Source organism: Microbacterium sp. NPDC077663 (assembly GCF_044542795.1).
Taxonomy (GTDB): domain Bacteria; phylum Actinomycetota; class Actinomycetes; order Actinomycetales; family Microbacteriaceae; genus Microbacterium.
Window position 1 is genome coordinate 1,158,627 of sequence record NZ_JBITVE010000001.1, and the last position, 17,586, is coordinate 1,176,212.

General features: G+C 68.7%; 20 protein-coding genes, 2 tRNA genes and 1 pseudogene. 9 read left to right on the top strand and 14 right to left on the bottom strand.

Annotation, left to right across the window (positions count from 1 at the left end; genetic code table 11):
• Positions 1–99: 99 nt before the first annotated feature.
• Complete coding sequence (locus tag ACIGEP_RS05655) at positions 100–603, bottom strand: DUF3145 domain-containing protein (RefSeq protein WP_396660625.1); 504 nt, start codon at positions 601–603, stop codon at positions 100–102.
• 206 nt (positions 604–809) lie between these two features.
• Here ACIGEP_RS05655 and ACIGEP_RS05660 point away from each other — a divergent pair, with 206 nt between their 5' ends.
• Entirely contained in the window at positions 810–1,184 is a 375-nt protein-coding gene (locus ACIGEP_RS05660; protein WP_396660626.1) for a hypothetical protein, read from the top strand.
• A gap of 14 nt (positions 1,185–1,198) precedes the next feature.
• Here the strand turns inward: ACIGEP_RS05660 and ACIGEP_RS05665 are convergent.
• Positions 1,199–1,272 (bottom strand) — tRNA-Ile (locus ACIGEP_RS05665).
• A gap of 14 nt (positions 1,273–1,286) precedes the next feature.
• The gene (locus ACIGEP_RS05670; RefSeq protein ID WP_396660628.1) at positions 1,287–2,366 is read right to left on the bottom strand and encodes a DMT family transporter; all 1,080 of its coding nucleotides are present in this window, start codon (positions 2,364–2,366) and stop codon (positions 1,287–1,289) included.
• Between the two features lie 41 nt (positions 2,367–2,407).
• Here ACIGEP_RS05670 and def point away from each other — a divergent pair, with 41 nt between their 5' ends.
• From def to ACIGEP_RS05685, 3 genes are read left to right on the top strand one after another with little or no spacing between them, the layout of a single operon-like run.
• Positions 2,408–2,974, top strand: coding sequence for a peptide deformylase (gene def, locus ACIGEP_RS05675; protein ID WP_396660629.1), 567 nt, complete (start codon positions 2,408–2,410; stop codon positions 2,972–2,974).
• Between the two features lie 16 nt (positions 2,975–2,990).
• On the top strand, positions 2,991–3,380 hold the full coding sequence (locus tag ACIGEP_RS05680) for an ester cyclase (protein ID WP_396660630.1): 390 nt from the start codon (positions 2,991–2,993) through the stop codon (positions 3,378–3,380).
• Positions 3,381–3,437: 57 nt separating this feature from the next.
• Positions 3,438–3,746 (top strand): hypothetical protein, encoded by a 309-nt coding sequence (locus ACIGEP_RS05685; RefSeq protein ID WP_396660631.1) that lies wholly within the window; start codon positions 3,438–3,440, stop codon positions 3,744–3,746.
• A 24-nt stretch (positions 3,747–3,770) separates the two neighbouring features.
• Here ACIGEP_RS05685 and ACIGEP_RS05690 read toward each other — a convergent pair whose 3' ends face one another.
• On the bottom strand, positions 3,771–4,163 hold the full coding sequence (locus ACIGEP_RS05690; protein WP_396660632.1) for a DUF4406 domain-containing protein: 393 nt from the start codon (positions 4,161–4,163) through the stop codon (positions 3,771–3,773).
• A 45-nt stretch (positions 4,164–4,208) separates the two neighbouring features.
• On the opposite strand from ACIGEP_RS05690, the gene ACIGEP_RS05695 reads away from it, so the two are divergent.
• Positions 4,209–4,964: a DeoR/GlpR family DNA-binding transcription regulator gene (locus ACIGEP_RS05695; RefSeq protein WP_396660633.1), complete on the top strand. Its 756-nt coding sequence runs from the start codon at positions 4,209–4,211 to the stop codon at positions 4,962–4,964.
• A gap of 18 nt (positions 4,965–4,982) precedes the next feature.
• Here ACIGEP_RS05695 and ACIGEP_RS05700 read toward each other — a convergent pair whose 3' ends face one another.
• The 3 genes from ACIGEP_RS05700 to ACIGEP_RS05710 all read right to left on the bottom strand — a co-directional run bounded on the left by ACIGEP_RS05700 (position 4,983) and on the right by ACIGEP_RS05710 (position 6,242).
• A complete protein-coding gene (locus ACIGEP_RS05700) occupies positions 4,983–5,216 on the bottom strand; it encodes a hypothetical protein (protein ID WP_396660634.1) in 234 nt (77 codons plus the stop codon).
• A gap of 121 nt (positions 5,217–5,337) precedes the next feature.
• Positions 5,338–5,413 (bottom strand) — tRNA-Asn (locus ACIGEP_RS05705).
• Positions 5,414–5,474: 61 nt separating this feature from the next.
• Positions 5,475–6,242: an ATP-binding cassette domain-containing protein gene (locus tag ACIGEP_RS05710; protein ID WP_396660635.1), complete on the bottom strand. Its 768-nt coding sequence runs from the start codon at positions 6,240–6,242 to the stop codon at positions 5,475–5,477.
• 187 nt (positions 6,243–6,429) lie between these two features.
• On the opposite strand from ACIGEP_RS05710, the pseudogene ACIGEP_RS05715 reads away from it, so the two are divergent.
• A pseudogene (locus ACIGEP_RS05715) lies at positions 6,430–6,966 on the top strand (DUF222 domain-containing protein); the annotation flags it as partial.
• A gap of 196 nt (positions 6,967–7,162) precedes the next feature.
• Here the strand turns inward: ACIGEP_RS05715 and dnaG are convergent.
• The 3 genes from dnaG to dusB are packed head-to-tail and all read right to left on the bottom strand — an operon-like array spanning position 7,163 to position 11,542.
• Positions 7,163–9,013: a DNA primase gene (dnaG, locus tag ACIGEP_RS05720; protein WP_396660636.1), complete on the bottom strand. Its 1,851-nt coding sequence runs from the start codon at positions 9,011–9,013 to the stop codon at positions 7,163–7,165.
• A complete protein-coding gene (locus ACIGEP_RS05725; protein WP_396660637.1) occupies positions 9,013–10,392 on the bottom strand; it encodes a deoxyguanosinetriphosphate triphosphohydrolase in 1,380 nt (459 codons plus the stop codon). The genes dnaG and ACIGEP_RS05725 overlap by 1 nt, the downstream gene beginning before the upstream one ends.
• Positions 10,382–11,542 (bottom strand): tRNA dihydrouridine synthase DusB, encoded by a 1,161-nt coding sequence (gene dusB / locus ACIGEP_RS05730; protein WP_396660638.1) that lies wholly within the window; start codon positions 11,540–11,542, stop codon positions 10,382–10,384. The genes ACIGEP_RS05725 and dusB overlap by 11 nt, the downstream gene beginning before the upstream one ends.
• Positions 11,543–11,605: 63 nt before the next feature.
• On the opposite strand from dusB, the gene ACIGEP_RS05735 reads away from it, so the two are divergent.
• On the top strand, positions 11,606–12,100 hold the full coding sequence (locus ACIGEP_RS05735) for a glutathione peroxidase (protein ID WP_396660640.1): 495 nt from the start codon (positions 11,606–11,608) through the stop codon (positions 12,098–12,100).
• Here ACIGEP_RS05735 and ACIGEP_RS05740 read toward each other — a convergent pair whose 3' ends face one another.
• Positions 12,101–12,778 carry a DsbA family protein gene (locus tag ACIGEP_RS05740; RefSeq protein WP_396660642.1) on the bottom strand — a complete coding sequence of 226 codons (678 nt, stop codon included), beginning with the start codon at positions 12,776–12,778 and terminating at the stop codon, positions 12,101–12,103. It abuts the gene before it with no gap.
• A gap of 59 nt (positions 12,779–12,837) precedes the next feature.
• Between ACIGEP_RS05740 and ACIGEP_RS05745 the strand changes: the two genes are divergently transcribed.
• Positions 12,838–13,404, top strand: a complete 567-nt coding sequence (locus ACIGEP_RS05745) for an AAA family ATPase (protein WP_396660644.1) — start codon at positions 12,838–12,840, stop codon at positions 13,402–13,404.
• Positions 13,405–13,406: 2 nt separating this feature from the next.
• Here ACIGEP_RS05745 and ACIGEP_RS05750 read toward each other — a convergent pair whose 3' ends face one another.
• Together ACIGEP_RS05750 and recO are read right to left on the bottom strand one after the other, a co-directional pair.
• Positions 13,407–14,213 (bottom strand): isoprenyl transferase, encoded by an 807-nt coding sequence (locus ACIGEP_RS05750; RefSeq protein ID WP_396660646.1) that lies wholly within the window; start codon positions 14,211–14,213, stop codon positions 13,407–13,409.
• Positions 14,210–14,938, bottom strand: a complete 729-nt coding sequence (gene recO, locus ACIGEP_RS05755; RefSeq protein WP_396660647.1) for a DNA repair protein RecO — start codon at positions 14,936–14,938, stop codon at positions 14,210–14,212. The genes ACIGEP_RS05750 and recO overlap by 4 nt, the downstream gene beginning before the upstream one ends.
• Before the next feature lie 35 nt (positions 14,939–14,973).
• Here recO and ACIGEP_RS05760 point away from each other — a divergent pair, with 35 nt between their 5' ends.
• Entirely contained in the window at positions 14,974–15,660 is a 687-nt protein-coding gene (locus ACIGEP_RS05760) for a trimeric intracellular cation channel family protein (protein ID WP_396660648.1), read from the top strand.
• Positions 15,661–15,687: 27 nt separating this feature from the next.
• Here the strand turns inward: ACIGEP_RS05760 and leuA are convergent, their stop codons facing one another.
• Positions 15,688–17,448, bottom strand: a complete 1,761-nt coding sequence (gene leuA, locus ACIGEP_RS05765; protein ID WP_396660649.1) for a 2-isopropylmalate synthase — start codon at positions 17,446–17,448, stop codon at positions 15,688–15,690.
• Positions 17,449–17,586: the final 138 nt, after the last annotated feature.

A 17,586-nucleotide genomic window follows, 5' to 3' on the forward strand; every position in this document is an offset into this window, starting at 1 on the left:
GCCCCGGTCTCCGGGAAGCCGTCCGAAGCCGGTCGAGGCTCTCCTGCCCCCGCCTGAAAACCTGTCCGATCGTGGAGTGTCCGCTCTCCTCGGGTCGTCTCAGCCGACTTTGTGTAGCCAGACGACCGGCGCGTCGTCACTCGCGTGACGGAACGGTTCGAGCTCGTCATCCCACGCCGCGCCGAGGGCGACGTCGAGCTCGCGCTGCAGCTCGCTGATGTCCCCTGCTGCGATCTCCATGGCGTAGCGCAGGCGATCCTCGCCGATGACCACGTTGCCGGCCGTGTCCGTCTGGGCGTAGTGGATACCGAGGCTCGGCGTGTGGAGCCAGCGACCGCCGTCGCTGCGGGGCGTCGGGTCCTCGCTCACCTCGTAGCGCAGGTGCTCCCAGCCGCGCATGACGGTCGCGAGGGCCGCCCCGGTGCCGGCAGGTCCCTCCCAGTAGAATTCCGCCCGCCGACTGCCGTCGAGGACGGGCTGATCCGCCCACTCGAAGTTGACGGCATGCCCGAGAGCGCGACCCGCCGCCCACTCCAGGTGGGGGCACAGCGCGCGTGGCGCGGAGTGGATGTAGATCACTCCGCGCGCCTGAGGTGTGGCCATCGATCTCTCCGTTTCGTTCAGGTACGTCTTCCCCTACGACCTGATGGAGAGTGCTGGCCGGATATCCGGTTGTGCCGCCATTATCGCCTAAACGGGCACCGAATCACAACCGTGTAACACTCCGCTCCCGCCCGGGTGCTGTAGCAGCGCGCGCACTCGACGTGAAGATCTTGACGAAGCGCTTCGCCGCGCGCTGTCCTGTCCTCATGCCGACGGGAGACCTGTTCCCCACCGCCTACCTCGCGGAGATCATCAACGAGCGGGACGCGACGCGCCGGAGCGCCGCGATCGAGCGATTGATCCACCCGGATATCTGCCACGTGAGTTTCGATCGGGCCGTCTACGGCCGAGTCGCGTTCGAGCATCGTGTCGACGCGATGGTCGCAGTGATGACACCGTCGACGCATGCGTCTCTGCGCGGCACGCCGCGCATCGACGGGGACAGCGTCTTCTTCCAGTGGCAGCTGAGCGACGGAGACGACCACTCGATCGCCACCGGTGGCGCCTTCGTCGTGCTCACGGCGGGCCTCGCGACCTGGTTCTACGCGACGCTGAACCTCGAGGGCCCTCCAGACGCGTGAGGGTCGGGAATCGGTAGGGCGGGTGGGACTTGAACCCACGATCGTCGGGTTATGAGCCCGCTGCCTTGACCAGCTTGGCCACCGCCCCCTGCGCAGAAGAGCCTATCGTTTCGGCCGTTCCTCGTCCTTCACGGGCGGATCCGGCCAGACCTTCGACACGGTCTCGGTGAGTCGAATGGAGCCCGTGGTCGGCTTCTTGCCGTCGCTGAACTCGGAGCTGCCCCGGGCGATCGGGATCTCCTGACTGTCACTGATCACCTGCGGGTGGTACCGCGCGAGCTGGAACACGCCGATGATCGCGAGCGCGCCGGCGATCCCGAAGCCGATGTACGCCCCGAACGGCGCACCACTGGCCTCGTCGAGGACCGCGAGACCGATGACGATCGCGACGATCGGGTCGATCACGGTGAGCCCGGCGATCACGAGGTCGGGCGGACCGGACGAGTAGGCGGTCTGCACGAAGTAGGCGCCCATGGCGGTACCGGCGAGCAGCGCGACGATGCAGAGGACCGTCAGCCACTCGAAGTCGCCGTTCGAGATCCGGTTGATGACGACCTTGGCGAGGGTGGCGACGAAGCCGTAGACGATGCCGGCGGCGACGATGTAGAACAGCGCCCGCATCCGCTTGCGAAGGGTGACCCACAGAACGGCGAGGACGACCACGACACCCAGGAGGATCCAGAGGACGGTGAGCAGCTGCGGGTCGCTGATCGGCCGCTCTGTCGCGTACAGGGCCGCGACCGTCACGAAGATGAAGATTCCGCCGACGCAGAGGGCGATCGAGGTGATCGAGCGTCGTGTCGGCTTGTGTCCGCTGACCCGGGCGTTCAGCAGGGTCGTGATGACCAGTGAGATGGCACCGATCGGCTGCACCAGGATCAGGGGCGCGAAGGAGAGGGCGGCGAGCTGGCAGAGGATCGCGAGCCCCAGCATGACCGTGCCCAGCACCCAGGAGGGGCGACGCAGCAGCCGGAGCAGCTGCCCTCCCGTCAGACCCGACACGCCGGCCTGAGCGGTGAGCTGTTCCACCTTCTGGACGCCGCGGTGCTGGTACTGGGCTCCGAACGACATGAAGACCGCACCGATGACGGCGAGCGGGATGCCGATCAGGATCGCCGGGTTGCCGAAGACCCCGACGAGCTCGTCGGTGAGATCGTCGATCGGCGTCCCGGGGAGAATCACGCCTCGACGATACCGGGCGCGAGCCTCGTTAGGCTTCTGACGTGGCCGTACTTCCGATTCGCATCATGGGCGATCCCGTCCTCCATTCCGTCGCCGCCCCCGTCGACGAGGTGACCGACGACATCCGCACACTCGTCGCGGACATGTTCGAGACGATGGACACGGCGCCCGGCGTCGGGCTGGCCGCACCCCAGGTGGGTGTGGGGCTCCGCATCTATACGTACGCGTATCACGATGACGACGACCAGCCCTGGCGCGGCGTGATCATGAACCCGGAACTGTGGATGACGCCTCCCGAGCCCGGGTCCCCCGACCCCGACGACGAATCGGAGGGCTGCCTGTCGTTCCCCGGCGAGCGGTTCCCGCTGCGCCGCGCCGATGCCGTCCTCGTCAGGGGGACCGATCTCGACGGGCAGCCGGTCGAGATCCGCGTCGAGGGGTGGCGGGCGCGCATCATGCAGCATGAGTTCGACCACCTCAACGGCATCCTCTACATCGACCGTCTCGACGATTCCGACTGGAAGACGACGCAGAAGATCGCCCGCAAGCGGGGCTGGGGCAAGCCGGGGCAGAGCTGGATGCCGGGCGTCGACGACCTCGACGCCTGACCGGCATCCGCGTCGGATGGAGCCCTGGGAGCTGCACGCGTGGTTCGACGATTTCGTCGACGCGTGCAACAGGCATGACCTCGCAGCGATCCGGGATCTGCTCGACACCGGAGTCCGCCGGGCGCACCTGCCCGCAGGAGCAGACGCGTGGATCGATGATCTCGCCGATCTGTTCCACGGATTCCCGGATTGGCGGTGGAAGACCATCCAGGTGGTCGCCGAGGATGACCGGATCGCCGCACACCTGCGCGGCGGCGGCACCCACACCGGAGTGTGGCAGGGCATCGCTCCGACCCGCCGGCACGTGAACGTCGCCGAGTTCCTGTTCCTCCGCCTCGACGCCGACCGCGTCGTCGCGATGAGCGGTTCCGGCGACGCCGAGATGCGGGCCCAGCTCACCGCCTGAAACGATGTCCGCTGCCCTCCGTACGCTCTCGACGTCGGCCGGAGAGAGGGATGCCGGTTGGGTTCGAACAGGCGCTACGCGGCGAGCATCGACGCCCGCATGGACGACCGCATCCTGCAACGGCTCGCGTCGCGCGGCAGTCTGCAATCCCTCACGCGCGAGGAACTCGAGCTCGACCACAGGCCGGTGACGACCGATCCTCGCCCGCGGCGCGTGCGGGCGTGGGTGCGTTTCGGCGCCGATCCCGCGCTCGTGGACGCGGACCTCTGCATGTGGACGGACCGGGCCGCGGCGATCCGGTTCCGCATCGGCGACGAGGAGCGTCGATGCTGGGTGTGGGCGGGAGCGGTGCTCGACGAGGGGTGAGGGCGCGGTCGGCCGCGCTGCGGATCAGACCGCGACTGCGGCACCCGGGATCTCTTCGAGTGACGTGTAGACCGGGATGCCGCGCTCTCGGGCGATCGCCACGTCCTGGTCGGCGCCCGTGGACTCGCCGGGCAGCCGCGGGACCGCATCGCAGTGCTGCAGCAGGCGTTCCGCGGTCGGGTACATGACCTGCTTCGCGAGAGGGTCGAGTGGACCGCTCGCTCCGGCACTGTGGAGCACGGGCAGTGCCACCCACTCGCCGATCATCGGGATGTGACCGGCGCGGAAGATGGGCCAGGCGGCCTCCTCGAGTCGCTTGAGGTTGCGTCGCATGAGCTCGGGATCGCCGCCCGTTCCCGAGGCATAGGGGCCGGCGATGAGGATCAGGAGAGGGCGAGAGTCGTCGATTGTCGTCATAACGTTAGAATAGACACAAACGTGCACAAACACGAAGGATCAAGAATGCTTGCTGCTGCTCGGAAACAGATGCTGCTCGACCGACTCCGCACGGATGGGCGCGTCGTGGCGAAAGAGCTCGCGGCCGAACTCGGCCTCTCCGAGGACAGCATCCGCCGCGACCTCCGCGAACTCGATGCCGCCGGACTGGCCGTCCGGGTGTACGGCGGCGCCCTCCCCGCGTCGCCCGCCGTCGCCGATTACGGCACGCGCGAGAGCGTCGCGACCGACAGCAAGACCCGGGTCGCTCGCCGCGCGGCGCAGCTCATCGAGCCGGGCAGCACGGTGATCCTCGACGGCGGGACGACCGCTCTGGCAACCGTGCGAGCCCTGGATCCGCAGCGGGAGTGCACGATCATCACGCACAGCCCGACCGTCGCCGCCGCGCTGCTGAACCACATCGCGGAGGTGATCATTCTGGGCGGTCGCCTGTTCAAGCATTCCGCCGTGGCATCGGGCGCCGCCGCCGTCGAAGCGGCCATGACCGTCTCGGCCGACAGGTTCCTCCTCGGTGTGACCGGCGTCCACGAGGAGGCCGGACTCACGACGGGCGACGCCGACGAGGCGGCGATGAAACGGACCCTGGCCGGTCGGGCCGCGGAGACGTTCGTGTTGGGCAGCGCCGAGAAGATCGGCGCGGCGTCACGCTACCGAGTGGTGGCCTGGGACGCGGTCGCCGGGGTGATCGTCGACGCGGAGGACACTGCAGGCTCCTCGACATTGGAAAGCCTCGAACGGCGCGGTGTCACGATCCTGCGATAAGGCACCCGACCTGTCTCGTCACTCTGGGGAACGCGCCCGGCGTCGGAAACGAGCCTCCCGCGCGGCCACGTGAACGCCGAGTCCCGTGATCCCCAGGACGAGCGCTGCGAACAGCGCGAAGAACGCGACGTCGTGCCCGGCGCCGTACTGGAACGCCGCCCAGATGAGCAGAACGATCGATACCGCGAGCACGATCATGCCCGCGCGCTCGCCCCAGCTCCAGCTCGCCCATCCCCCGGTGATGCTGTTCATGCATACAGCATGGGCGTGCGACACCTCGAGGACAAGCGAACTCTCGGTGAGCGGATGCCGGGACCCGGGCATCCGCTTCAGTGAAAGCGAAAACCCCCGGTGGAGCCGGGGGTTTCGATGGTGGCTCCCCGGCTTGGACTCGAACCAAGAACCTATCGGTTAACAGCCGATTGCTCTGCCAATTGAGCTACCGAGGATCAGTCACCCGTCACCGGGCAACCACACAATCGTAGCAAAGCCCGAGGGGTGCTCGTGACATCAGCCCCCGATGCGTGTCGCCTCATCGGGGGTCCAAAGGACCTCGTCGAGGCTGCGGCCGACGCCGATCGGGTGACCCGCGCGCAGCACGAGCACCTGCGCATCGAGGTCTGTGACCAGCTCTCGCTCGTTGGTGACGACGAGCAGAGCCATGCCGTCGTCGACCCGGCGCAGCAGCGCATCCCGCACGGCCGGGCGGACGTCGACATCGAGGTTGGCGTACGGCTCGTCCGCGATGAGCACGGTGGGGTCGAGCACCAGGCTGCGAGCGATCGCGACGCGTTGACGCATGCCCGAGCTCAGCTCGTACGGGTACTTCTCCGATGCCCCGATGGGCAGCTGGAGCTCGTCCAGCAGCGCGGCGACGCGCAGGGCGAGCGCGCGCTCGTTGACCTTCCGGTCGCGGGCGGTGATGGGCTCGGAGACGATCTCAGAGATCGTCAGTCGTGAGGGCAGCGCCGCGTTCGCCCCCTGGGGCAGGTGACCTGTCCGGTAGGTGAGGACGCGACGCGCGCGACCGCGTGCACGGAGGGAGATGCCGGCGACCTCACCGACACCCCCGACGATCCGCAAATCCCGGTGCTCCGCCCCCGCCAGGCAGGAGGCGAGACTCGACTTGCCGGCACCCGTCGCGCCCATCACCGCGACGACGTCGCCCGGTTTCACGTGAAGGGACACACCGTCGACGACACGGGTCTCGGCCGAGGCGCGCGCGATCGACAGATCGGAGCAGAAGATCGCGGCGTCCGGTTCGAGCACTCGAGGCATGCGTTCCATCCTCATCGCTCGCGCGGGTGTGCGCCAGTCGGTAAGGGCGCGGCGCGATCCCCGAGACATGGGCGATGAATGATGGGACTCTCATTTTCGGGGTGTGCATGACCGACGCTCTCGGCCGGTTTCGCCGGGGTGGATGTCGGTGGCCAGCGGCAGAGTGCAGGTATCACGGATGCGGCGGATCGCTGCGGCGCAGATCGAGGAACTCCGCGTGCTCGCTGCAGCGGGGCGTCTGGCAGAGGGTCAGACCGCGCAACGCAACGCCAGAGTGCACGTCCATGACATGGCCCTCCGGTCGATCGCGGCGGAAGTCGGCGGAGTGATGCGGGTCACCGACCGGACCGTGCAACGCCGCGTCGGGGAAGCCCGGACCCTGATCGGAGGGTTTCCCGCGACGGTCGAGGCGTGGGAGCAGGGTCGGATCGTGCGAGGCCACGCGACCGCGATCGTCGAGGCGGGGATGGCCCTGCCCGCCGACCTGTGGGCGGAGTCCGAGCAGATCGCGATCACCCGCTGCGAGCAGGACACCCCGAACCGGGTGCGCGGTGAGCTGGAGATCCTGGCGCACCGGATGCACCCACGCTCCTTCGCGGAGCGGCACGAAGAAGCCTCAGCGGGGCGATGCGTGCGACTCGTGCCCGGACGGGACGGGATGTCGGATCTGGTCGCGACGCTCCCGACCGTGATCGCGGAGCGGATTCACGACCGGTTGACGCAGCCGCACCATTCTGAGACGCATGTGATGGGAGGGAGGTCTCACCCGCTGTCCTCCTGGCGGAAGCAGAGCTAACAGGGTGTCGGTGCACGCTATCGCGGCACAGCCGAATGGCGTTTTCAGCCATCAACCATTCACGGTGACGGCAGCTCTGCAGGAGTGAGGACGAGCTGATCGGATCGGTCTGCGAGGCGTCACCTCAGATGAGCTGCGCCAGGGCCCCTCGCCGCTGATCGAGATCCCGCAACGCGACTCGGACTGCGCGGCCCTCCTCGGAATCGGCCGGCACACGCTGCACCGCACCGAGCAGTTCCGCCTTCTCACGATCCATCGCCCGCAAGCGCAACCGACGGCACAGTGCACGGGCCGACGTCGTCGCCTCCGCCTCCGTGAGCGCCGGGAACGAGGCAGTCAGCAGCTCCGCCGCAAGCCCTCGATACGGCTCGCGCGTGGCATCCACCGCCGCCGTCGACCATCCGACCCGCGAGCGGTCGGGCTGGGCGACCACGGCCTGACGGACAGCGTCCAGAGCGGGATGCTGCATCGGGATCTGCAGGGCGGCATCCACTTCGTCTGCATCGATGACATGCCCGTACTGGAGCACGCCCATGAGCGCGTCACGCTCCAGCGTCACGCTCGCCGTTCGCGGCAGACTCGCAACCGACACCCGCAGTGCGGGTGCCGTCCCCTCCGCCACCTCGCCTCGAGGCGGCTCGGACTCCCGCGGTCCACGGGCGCCGCGTGCTGCGCGCTCGACCGCCGGTGTCACTTCGCCCAGATCCATACCGAGCTTCCGCGCCAACACACGCGTGTACCCCGGACGCAGCGACGAGTCCCGAATCTCTGCGACGATCGGCGCAGCCGCACGCAACGCACCGACCCGCCCCTCGACGCTCCCGAGATCGAACCCCGCCAGCTTCTGGTCGATGACGAACTCGAACATCGGCGCCTTCGCATCCATCAACGCCCGCACCGCACCGTCACCGCGGTTGAGCCGGAGGTCGCACGGATCGAGTCCGTCGGGAGCCACCGCCACGTACGTCTGGGCCGCGAACCGCTTCTCCTCCGAGAACGCCCGCAGCGCGGCCTTCTGGCCCGCGGCATCCGGATCGAAGGTGAAGATCACCTCGCCGGAGGCGCTGTCGTCGCCCATCACTCGCCGCAGCACGGTGATGTGGTCCGACCCGAACGCCGTGCCACAGGTCGCGATCGCCGTCGTCACGCCGGCGAGGTGGCACGCCATGACATCCGTATAGCCCTCCACCACGACGACGCGGTGAGAGCGGGAAACGTCCTTCTTCGCGAGGTCGAGGCCGTACAGAACCTGCGCCTTCTTGTAGATCGGCGTCTCCGGGGTGTTCAGGTACTTCGGGCCCTGATCGTCTTCGTACAGCTTGCGGGCACCGAACCCGATCGTCTGACCCGTGAGATCGCGGATCGGCCAGACCACGCGACCCCGGAACCTGTCGTACACGCCCCGCTGCCCCTGCGACACCAACCCCGCCGTGGCCAGCTCCTCGTCGGTGAATCCCTGCGCGCGCAGGGCGTCCCGCATGTTGTTCCAGCCCTTCGGCGCGTACCCGACCCCGAAGTGCGCGGCCGCACCCGCATCGAAGCCGCGTTCGCCGAGGAACCGGCGACCGGCGTCCGCCTCGGCCGTCGCGAGCTGCGCGCGGAAGTACTCCGCCGCCGCGGTGTTCGCCTGGTACAGCCGGGTCCGTCCACCGGTCTCGGGAGCGGACCCGCCGTCCTCGTAGTGCAGCTGATACCCGATCCGCGCCGCGAGGCGCTCGACCGCCTCCGTGAACGACAGATGGTCCATCGCGCGCAGGAAGGAATAGACGTCGCCCGACTCGCCGCATCCGAAACAGTGGTAGTACCCCGCCTGCGGGCGCACGTTGAAGCTGGGGCTGCGCTCGTCGTGGAACGGACACAGACCCTTGAGCGACCCCACGCCCGCGGACTTCAGCGCGACGCGCTCCCCCACGATGTCCGCGATGTTCGTCCGGGCCTTCACCTCGTCGACATCGGATTGGCGGATGCGGGCCATCAGAGCCCCTCGATCGGCTCGGGCAGGGCGAAGCTCGCGTTCGCGACGACCCTCGACCCTGCCGGCCACAGGCCCAGCTCGCGCAGATCCACCGGACCGACGAGCGCGGAGTGCCACTCAATCGCGAAGCGGTCGGTCAGAGTCGCCACCTGATCCACGACGACACGCTTGCGCTCGACATCGGTCGACGCCGCCGCGAAGTCCACGGCGTGCACACGGTCGAGATGCTCGGGACGCTCCATCAGCGCCGACGCCAATCGCTTCAGCACACGACGCTGCTCCTTGTAGAGCCCCTTCCGGCCGTCGATCGACACGACGAACGCACCGATCGTGCCCTTCAGCACCGCCATCTCGGCCTCGATGACGCGCGGCACGATCATCCGACCGCGGTATCGCGTCAACGCGGGTGTGTCGTAGTGCTCCCGCGTCGCGGCCGTCGCCGCGCGCGCGAAGCGTCCGATGAAGTCGGAGGTGAGGTTCTTCAGCCGCGCAACAGACGCACGGGTGCCGTCGAACTCCGTCATCCACTCCGGCAACCGCACGAGGCGGTACATCGCGTCGGCGAGCTCGTCCCGGCTGAAGCCGAGCCCGACCCACGATTGGATCGCGGTCAGGAGCGACTCCCGCTCCCTCGCGTCGGCGAGTCTGCGCGGATCGAGATAGCCGTTGAGGACGGCGTCCTCGAAGTCGTGCACCGAGTAGGCGATGTCGTCGGAGAGGTCCATGACCTCCGCCTCGATGCACCGGACCCGACCGGGCGCGCCCTGCCGCATCCACCGGAAGACCGCCTCGTCCTCCGCGTACACGCCGAACTTCTGCCGTCCACCGGGATCGGGAATCGCATGATCCGCCGTCCACGGGTACTTGCACGTCGCGTCGAGACTCGCGCGCGTCAAGTTCAGACCGAAGCTCGCCCCGTCCTCGTCGACCACCTTCGGCTCGAGCCGAGCGAGGATCCGCAGCGACTGGGCGTTGCCCTCGAACCCGCCGATGTCCTCGGCCCACTCGTTGAGCGCCCGCTCACCGTTGTGTCCGAACGGCGGATGCCCGAGGTCATGACTCAGGCAGGCGGTGTCGACGACGTCGGGCGAGAGCTCCAGCGCGATCGCGAGCTCACGGCCCACCTGCGCCACCTCGAGCGAATGCGTGAGGCGGTTGCGGGCGAAGTCGTCGGGGCTGGCGGGACTGAGCACCTGCGTCTTGGCCGCGAGTCGCCGGAACCCCGCGGAGTGCAGCACCCGGGCGCGGTCTCGGGCGAACCCGTCGCGCAAGGAGCGGTGGCGCTCGGGGTGGAACCGCTCCGCGTCGTGGTCGTCGTACCCCGACGGGCGCCCCGCCCCGACGCCCACGCTCGCGCCGACCACCGACTCAGCCGCCACTGGTGTCGAGCTCCGCATCGGCGAGGGCGGTGGATGCCGCGTGTCCGATCTCGCGCGAATCCAGCCAACCGTCGGGCAGGGCCGGCCGCTTCGGTGTACCCGCGCGCCCGCGCTGCCCCTCGGCAGCGGCACCCGGATACGGTGCGTCCAGATCGAGCGTCGCGAGCAGCTCGTCGATCTCGTCGAGACTCGACACCGTCGCCAGACGCGCTCGGAAGTCGCCGCCCACGGGGTAGCCCTTGAAGTACCACGCGACGTGCTTGCGGATGTCGCGGCAGCCGCGATCCTCGTCCTCGAAGAACTCGACCAGCAGCTCCGCATGCCGCCGGAAGGCCGCCGCGACGAACCCGAGGGTCGCATCGACCGGGTCAGCGGCGTGTCCGGTGCCGAGCTCGCGCGCGAGGTCGCCGAAGAGCCAGGGGCGGCCGAGGCATCCGCGGCCGACGACGACACCGTCGCAGCCGGTCTCGGTCATCATGCGGCGCGCGTCCTCGGCCGACCAGATGTCGCCGTTGCCGAGGACGGGGACGCTGGTCACCGTCTCCTTGAGCTTCGCGATGGCCGACCAGTCGGCGTGACCGGAGTAGAACTCCGACGCCGTTCGCGCGTGCAGCGCGACGGCGGCGACACCGGCGCCTTCGGCGATGCGGCCCGCCTCGAGGTAGGTCAGGTGGTCCGAGTCGATGCCTTTGCGCATCTTCACGGTCAGAGGGATGTCGCCGGCCGCCTTCGCGGCACGCTCGACGATCTCACGGAAGAGCTCCGTCTTCCACGGCAGCGCCGCGCCGCCCCCCTTGCGGGTCACCTTGGGGACGGGGCATCCGAAGTTCAGATCGACGTGATCGGCGTGGTCCTCGTCGACGATGATCCGCACCGCCGCCTCGACCGTTGCCGGGTCGACGCCGTACAGCTGGATCGACCGCGGGGTCTCGGACTCGTGGTGACGGATGAGACGCATCGTCGTGGCGTTTCGCTCGACGAGCGCGCGCGTCGTGATCATCTCGCTCACGTAGAGGCCTGCCCCGTACTCGCGGCAGAGACGGCGGAAGGCCGTGTTGGTGATCCCCGCCATGGGTGCGAGGACGACAGGGGCGTCGAGGGTGATCGGCCCGATACGCAGGGGCGCGGGAGGAGCGAGGGTCGAGGACATATCCTTCCCATTCTCCCAGACGACGAGCGCTCGCGGCAGCGACGCGCGTCCTATCGTGGAGACATGACCGAAGCCCCCTCCCTGCGCGAGATCCCGTTCACCACCTCAGACGGGAAGGAGGCGACTCTCAGCGACTTCGGCGACAAGGCGTTCCTCATCGTGAACGTCGCGTCCAAGTGCGGACTCGCTCCCCAGTACGAACAGCTCGAGCAGCTGCAGAAGACGTACGGCGACCGCGGCCTGCAGGTCATCGGCTTCCCGTGCAACCAGTTCATGGGTCAGGAGCCCGGGTCGATGGAAGAGATCCTGGACTACTGCGCCGTCAACTGGGGCATCACCTTCCCCATCATGGACAAGGTCCGCGTCAACGGTTCGCACGCGGCTCCTCTGTACAAAGCGCTGAAGAAGACCGCGAACGCCGAACGCGCCAAGGGCCCCGTCATGTGGAACTTCGAGAAGTTCCTCGTGACCCGCGACGGAGAGCTGCACCGGTTCCGTCCGCAGACCAAGCCGGACGAGCCCGAGGTGATCGCGGCGATCGAGGACGCCCTCGCCTGATCAGCTCGCGGCGGGCTCCTGCGCGCGCTCGGCCCACACTTGACGCGCGATCTGCGCGAAAGCCTCAGCGGGCTGGGCGCCGCTGACCCCGTACTTGCCGTCGATGACGAAGAACGGGACGCCCTGGATGCCGTAGGCCTGGGCCTGCGCCTGGTCGGCACGTACCGCCTCGACGTAGCGGCCCGACTCCAGCGCGTCGCGCGCCGAATCGCGGTCGAGTCCTGCGTCGGCTGCCAGTTCCACGAGGTCGTCGATGCGTCCCACGTGGCGTCCCTCGGTGAAGTACGCCGACATCAGGCGCTCCGTCGCCTCCTTCTGGAGACCCTGCTCCTTCGCGAAGTGGAGCAGCTCGTGCGCCTTCACGGTGTTCGTGTGCTTCAGGAGGTCGAAGCGGTACTCGAGACCAGCCTCTGCGGCGACCCCCGTCACCCGCTCGAGCATCGGCTTCACCTGCTCGGGCGTCATGCCCTTGTGCTGCGACAGGAAGTCCACCTCGTTCCCGTCGAAGTCGACGGGGGTGTCGGGCGACAGCTCGTACGAGTGGAAGGTCACCTCCACGCGGGGAGCGTCGGCGTCATCCGCTGTCGCGGCGAGACCCTTCTCCAGGTTGCGCTTGCCGATGTAGCACCAGGGGCAGGCGATGTCACTCCACACGTCGATCTTGATGGCATCCGTCACACCCGCTGCAACGCCCCAGATGCTCGCATCTATTCCCACGCCCGTCCTAGGCTGGTCCGATGCTCTCCGCCGACGATCCCCTCCCTCACCTCCCTCGTCGCGTCGTGATCGCCGGTACCACGGGCGTGGGCAAATCGACCCTCGCGGCGCGACTCGCCGCCCTCTGGCGGCTCGAGTACACCGAGCTGGACTCCCTCTACCACGGGCCGGAATGGACGCCGCGACCCGAGTTCCTCGACGACGTGCGCCGTGTCGCGGCGGGCGAGCGGTGGGTCTCGGAGTGGAACTACTTCGGCGCGGGCGGCGGCCAGATCCTGGGCGCCCGCGCCGATCTCGCCGTGTGGCTCGACCTTCCTCGCCGCGTCGCGCGCGCTCGCTTGCTGCGCCGTACGCTCCGGCGCAGCGTCCTGCGTCAGCCGCTATGGAACGGCAATGTGGAGCCGCCGCTGTGGACCGTGTTCCGCGACCCCGACCACATCCTGCGGTGGGAGATGCGCACGCACGGCACCTGGAAGCAGCGGATGCCGCGGGTCGCCGCCGAGTACGACCTGCCGGTCGTGCACCTCCGGCGTCCCCGCGAGGTCGATCGCTGGCTCACAGGACCTGCGGCCGACGCGGCACGCTGAACTCAGGACGCCGTCGGCGCGTCCTTCGCCCCGCCGAAGCGGCGGTCACGCGAGAGGAACAGCTCGATCGCGCCCCACAGGTCGGTGCGCGAGAAGTCCGGCCAGAGGGTGTCGAGGAACACCATCTCGGCGTACGCCGCCTCCCACAGCAGGAAGTTCGACGTCCGCTGCTCACCGCTCGAGCGCACGAACAGGTCGACGTCGGGCATGTCGGGCACGTACAGGTGACGCCGGAGGGTCTTCTCGGTGATGGCCGACGGCTTCAGCCTTCCGCGGGCGATCTCCTCGCCCATCGCGCGCATCGCGTCGATGATCTCGAGACGTCCGCCGTAGTTGACGCACATGGTGAGGGTGAGCCCGGTGTTCCCGCGCGTCAGCTCCTCGGCGTACTGCAGCTCCTTGATGACCGATCCCCACAGGCGGGGCTTGCGACCCGCCCAGCGGATGCGCACGTTCCACTCGTTGAGCTGGTCCCGGCGGCGGTGCAGCACGTCCCGGTTGTAGCCCATGAGGAAGCGCACCTCCTCAGGCGACCGCGCCCAGTTCTCGGTCGAGAACGCGTAGACGCTGAGGTGCTTCACACCCGCTTGGACCGCGCCGGCGACGACGTCGAGCAGCACCTCCTCCCCCGCACGGTGGCCCTCGATGCGCGTCAGGCCCCGTCGATTGGCCCACCGGCCGTTGCCGTCCATCACGATCGCGACGTGCCCCGGCACCGCCCCCTTCGGGAACTGCGGCGGATACAGTCCGGTCCAGTCGAGGGGTCGGTAGGGCACCGCGTCGCGATGCGTATACGGCTTCGGACTCACCGAGGCGCCTCCAGGTGGGACAGTGAACGGATGCCGCGCTCGGTGTGCCACTGCGCGTAGGCGGCGACGAGGCCGGACGATGCCGCCGCCGCTCCGGGGGACGCGGCATCCACCACGTCCCACTCCCCCGCCAGGAGGGCGCGGAGCAGCCCCCCGGTCTCGGCGCCGACCCGCGGCGACCCGGCGGGGGCGCAGGCGGAGCAGACGATGCCGCCCAGCTGCGCGACGAACCACTCGTGCGGTCCGGGTGCGCCGCAGCGTGCGCACTGCTCCAGCGACGGAGCCCACCCCGAGAGCGACATGACACGCAGGAGGTAGGAGTCCAGCACCGATCTCGGCGCGTGGTCGCCGCGTGCCAGAGCACGCAGCCCCCCGACGAGGAGCAGGTACTGCTGCGGCGTCGTCTCGGCCTCGTTCAGCCGGTCCGCGGTCTCGGACATGGCGGATGCCGCGGTGTACCGGTCGTAGTCGGTCGCGATGTCGGCTCCATAGGCGCCGAGGGACTCCGCCTGCTGCACGATGTCGAGCGATCGGCCCTTGTACATCTGGACGTCGGCGACCATGAAGGGCTCGAGCCGGGCACCGAACTTCGACGAGGTGCGGCGCACCCCCTTCGCGACGGCGCGCACCTTGCCGTGACGACGGCTGAGCATCGTCACGATGCGGTCCGCCTCTCCCAGTTTGTGGGTGCGAAGGACCACGACCTCGTCGCGGTAAGTGGGCACCCCTCGATTATCCCGTGACCGGGCACAATGAAGGCGTGACCGAGCCGCAGTTCCTCATCCCCTTGTGGGCCGACCTGACCGCCGTCGGGCTCGGCGGCGTGCAGGGTGCCCTGTTCGCGTCGGGATTCCAGGGGCAGCGCCGGCTCGACCTCCTCGGGGTCGCGATCATCGGCGTCGTGATGGGGCTCGGCGGCGGCATGATCCGCGACCTCCTGCTGAACACGACCCCCGTCGCTCTCCAGAGCGACGGGTACTTGATCACCGTCACGGCCGCGGCCATCGTCGGGATGCTGCTCGCGAACCTCTTCCAGCGCCTCAACGCCGTCATCGTCGCCCTCGACGCGGTCGCGATCGGCATGTTCGGTGCATTGGGGACGACGAAGGCTCTGGCGCTCGGCCTGCCCCTCATCCCGTCGGTCTTCGTGGGCGCGTGCGCGGCGGTCGGCGGCGGACTGCTCCGCGACGTGTTCATGGGTCTGCCCGTCGCGATGATGCACGTCGGTTCGCTCTACGCCGTCGCGGCGGCGGTGGGGTGCGCCGTCCTGGCCGTCCTCGACCTCCTGGGGGTCGCTGCGGTCCCCGCCGCGATCACCTGCATCGCGGTGACCGCCGTCATCCGCGTGCTCGCCGTGGCGTTCGACATCTCCCTGCCGGAGCAACGAGCGCTCTACCGGCGCAAGGTCGCCGTCGAGACCTCGACGATCCCGATCATCAGACCGTGACGAGGTGCCGACGGCGACCGCGCGGACTCAGACGCTCGCGAGCTCGCCCTCGGAGACCCGGCTGCGGATGGCGCGGTTGACGGCCGACACGACGGCCTTCAAGCTCGCGGTGGAGATGTCGCCGTCGATGCCGACACCCCACAGGCGCTGATCGCCGACCTGCAGCTCGACGTACGCCGCCGCGTGCGCGTCGCCGCCGGCCCCCAGGGTGTGCTCGACGTAGTCGTACAGCGCGATGTCGAATCCGCGCTCGCTCAGCACCTTCAGGAACGCCGCGATGGGTCCGTTGCCCGCGCCCGTCGCCGCGACACGGTCGTCCCCGTCTCGCAGGGTCACCTCGAGGGCGACCTCTCCGGACATGTCACTCTGCGTGCGGGTCGAGAGCAGTTCGAAACGACCCCACTTCTCGTCCGCGGATGCGGCGGGCAGGTACTCGTCGGAGAAGATCGACCAGATCTGACCGCTCGAGACCTCGCCGCCCTCGGCATCCGTCTTCGCCTGCACGACACCGGAGAATTCGATCTGCAGCTTGCGGGGCAGGTCGAGTGCGTGGTCGGTCTTCAGCAGGTAGGCGACGCCGCCCTTGCCCGACTGCGAGTTGACGCGGATGACGGCCTCGTACGAACGACCCAGGTCCTTGGGATCGATCGGCAGGTACGGGACCGCCCACTCGATCTCGTCGACCGAGACGCCGGCGGCCTGGGCGCGGGCCTCCATCGCCTCGAAGCCCTTCTTGATGGCGTCCTGGTGCGAGCCGCTGAAGGCGGTGAACACCAGGTCGCCCGCCCAGGGGCTCCGCTCGGGCACGGGCAGCTGGTTGCAGTACTCGGCCGTCCGCTTGACGTGGTCGATGTCGCTGAAGTCGATCTGCGGGTCGATCCCCTGCGTGAGCAGGTTGATCCCCAGGGCGACCAGGTCGACGTTGCCGGTGCGCTCGCCGTTGCCGAACAGGCATCCTTCGATGCGATCGGCGCCCGCCATGTAGCCGAGCTCCGCGGCGGCGATCGCCGTGCCGCGGTCGTTGTGGGGGTGCAGTGACAGGATGACGTTCTCGCGGTGCGCCAGGTGCCGGCTCATCCACTCGATCGAGTCGGCGTAGACGTTGGGGGTCGCCATCTCGACGGTCGCCGGCAGGTTGATGATGACCTTGCGCTCGGGCGTCGGCTCGAAGACCTCGATCACCTGGTTGCAGACGTCGACGGCGAACTCGAGCTCGGTTCCGGTGTAGCTCTCGGGCGAGTACTCGTAGTAGACGGTCGTCTCGGGGATCGTCTTCTCGTACTCGCGGCACAGCCGTGCACCCTCGAGGGCGATGTCGATGATGCCCTGCTGGTCGGTGCGGAAGACGACCTCGCGCTGCAGCATGCTCGTCGAGTTGTAGAGGTGCACAATGGCCTGCTTGGCGCCCGCGATCGACTCGTAGGTGCGCTTGATGAGGTGGTCGCGGGCCTGCGTCAGGACCTGGATCGTGACGTCCTCGGGGATGAGATCCTCTTCGATCAGCTGCCGGACGAAGTCGAAGTCGGTCTGACTGGCGCTCGGGAACCCGACCTCGATCTCCTTGTAACCCATGCTCACGAGCAGCTCGAACATGATCCGCTTGCGCTCGGGGCTCATCGGGTCGATGAGGGCCTGGTTCCCGTCCCGCAGGTCGACGGCACACCAGCGCGGCGCGAACTCGATGCGCTTGCTCGGCCAGGTGCGGTCGGGCAGCTCCACCCGGATCTGCTCGTGGAACGGACGGTACTTGTGGGTCGGGGCGCCGGAGGGCTTCTGGTTGTTTCGCATGATGGGGCTTCTTCTCTCGTCACTGGTGCGGACCCACGACAACCTCCGCGACGAGTTGGTCCTAGATCGAGGACTCGTCGCGGCGACGAAGAAGGAGGCCGCAGAAGCGCATACGGACACGTTACACCCCGAGCCGAA

Coding starts and splice junctions, on each gene's coding strand:
- ACIGEP_RS05655 (WP_396660625.1), bottom strand. CDS start 603: ATGGCCACACCTCAGGCGCGCGGAGTGATCTACATCCACTCCGCGCCA.
- ACIGEP_RS05660 (WP_396660626.1), top strand. CDS start 810: ATGCCGACGGGAGACCTGTTCCCCACCGCCTACCTCGCGGAGATCATC.
- ACIGEP_RS05680 (WP_396660630.1), top strand. CDS start 2,991: ATGGAGCCCTGGGAGCTGCACGCGTGGTTCGACGATTTCGTCGACGCG.
- ACIGEP_RS05690 (WP_396660632.1), bottom strand. CDS start 4,163: ATGACGACAATCGACGACTCTCGCCCTCTCCTGATCCTCATCGCCGGC.
- ACIGEP_RS05695 (WP_396660633.1), top strand. CDS start 4,209: ATGCTTGCTGCTGCTCGGAAACAGATGCTGCTCGACCGACTCCGCACG.
- ACIGEP_RS05700 (WP_396660634.1), bottom strand. CDS start 5,216: ATGAACAGCATCACCGGGGGATGGGCGAGCTGGAGCTGGGGCGAGCGC.
- ACIGEP_RS05710 (WP_396660635.1), bottom strand. CDS start 6,242: ATGCCTCGAGTGCTCGAACCGGACGCCGCGATCTTCTGCTCCGATCTG.
- dnaG (WP_396660636.1), bottom strand. CDS start 9,013: ATGGCCCGCATCCGCCAATCCGATGTCGACGAGGTGAAGGCCCGGACG.
- dusB (WP_396660638.1), bottom strand. CDS start 11,542: ATGTCCTCGACCCTCGCTCCTCCCGCGCCCCTGCGTATCGGGCCGATC.
- ACIGEP_RS05735 (WP_396660640.1), top strand. CDS start 11,606: ATGACCGAAGCCCCCTCCCTGCGCGAGATCCCGTTCACCACCTCAGAC.
- ACIGEP_RS05745 (WP_396660644.1), top strand. CDS start 12,838: ATGCTCTCCGCCGACGATCCCCTCCCTCACCTCCCTCGTCGCGTCGTG.
- leuA (WP_396660649.1), bottom strand. CDS start 17,448: ATGCGAAACAACCAGAAGCCCTCCGGCGCCCCGACCCACAAGTACCGT.